Annotated in this window: 1 protein-coding gene; it reads left to right on the top strand. The window is 61.5% G+C overall.

Features of this window, described 5'->3' with window-relative positions:
• Window positions 1-44 precede the first annotated feature (44 nt).
• A partial coding sequence (locus KIH75_RS09970; protein ID WP_240541480.1) for an alpha-amylase family glycosyl hydrolase occupies window positions 45-1632 on the top strand: 1588 nt, incomplete at its 3' end.

Raw genomic sequence — 1632 nt, 5'->3', positions numbered from 1 at the left:
GGCCGATGAAGGCTAGAGGTAATCAGCCAGACGGCGGAGAAGATATGTATTCTTCGTCGCACTGGAACGCCCCATCGCATGAGAGAACCCATGCATACCATAAGAAGAGCGGCTTCTGGAAGAAGCTTGCCGTAAGCGTCGCCGCAGTGGCCACCGCCATCGGCGGCGTCACCGTCACCGCTTCGGCCGCGCAGGCCGCCACGAACCGCGACAGCTACGCGGACACCGTGGAGAACGCCACCTTCCAGGCGGCACGCGCGAAGTACGGTCTGGCCGAGCAGATGAGTGAAGGTGCCACGCTGCATGCGTGGGAATGGTCCTTCAAGACCATCGAACAGCACATTCCGGAAATCGCCGCTGCCGGTTATACCTCCGTGCAGACCGAACCGATCTCCGCCATTCACAGCGGCGGCAAGGGCAAGGTCTTCACCGAGAACTGGTACTACGTGTACCAGCCGACCGACACCACCATCGGCAACTGGGTCATGGGTACCGAATCCGACCTCAAGAGCCTGTGCGACACCGCCCACAAGTACGGCGTGCGCATCATCGTCGACGTGGTCGCCAACCACTTCACCTCCGACTGGAGCGCCATCGATTCCGATTGGCAGAACAAGGACTACTTCCACTCCCGCTCCAACTGCGGTGGTACCGATGGTGACCAGATCAACTACAGCTCCCGTCGTGATGTCACGCAGTGCCACCTGCTCGGTCTGTGGGATCTGAACACCCAGAACCAGACCGTCGCCGACAGGATGCAGCAGTTCCTGACGACGGCCGTGGATGACGGCGTGGACGGCTTCCGCTTCGACGCCGCCAAGCACGTTGAGCTGCCGACCGAAGTCTTCGACAACAAGACCTCCAACTACTGGAACACCATCCTGAAGAACGGTGCGCAGTTCCAGTACGGTGAAGTCCTGCAGGGAGACTCCGGGCTCGACTACAAGGCCTACGCCAACCTGTTCAAGGACAATTCCTCCGATGGCGGCGGCAACACCGCGTCCGACTACGGCAAGACCGTTCGCGCCGCAGTCAAGAACAGCAACCTCAACGTGAACATGGTGAAGAACATCAACACCGGTGGCGCGAACGAGGATCAGCTGGTCACCTGGGTCGAATCCCACGATAACTACGCCAACGGCGACAAGGAATCCACCGGTCTGACCGATTACCAGATCAAGATGGGTTGGGCCATCGTCGGTTCCCGCAAGGCCGGCGCTCCGCTGTACTTCAACCGTCCGGTCGGCTCCGGTGGCTCGAACCCGCAGTTCGCGGAAGCCTCCCAGCTGGGCGACGCCGGTGACGACATGTGGAAGGACAAGTCCGTCGTCGCCGTCAACCACTTCCGCAACGCCATGGACGGCAAGTCCGAATCGCTGAACAACTGCGGCGACAACTCCTGCCTCATGATCGAGCGCTTCACCAAGGACGGTGTCGCCAACGACGGTGTGGTCATCGCCAACATGGGCGGCGACCAGAACCTCGCCGGCACCGAAACCAACCTCGACGACGGCACCTACCCGGATGAGGTCAACGGCGGCTCCATCACCGTCAAGGGCGGCAAGATCACTTCCGGTACCGCCAAGGGCGGCGCCGTGAGCGCCTTCTACCTGAAGGCCGAGGAGAAGCCGT

Origin of the sequence: Bifidobacterium pongonis (assembly GCF_019331805.1) — a bacterium.
Lineage (GTDB): Bacteria > Actinomycetota > Actinomycetes > Actinomycetales > Bifidobacteriaceae > Bifidobacterium > Bifidobacterium pongonis.
This window is presented reverse-complemented; position numbering and strand designations above follow the sequence as displayed.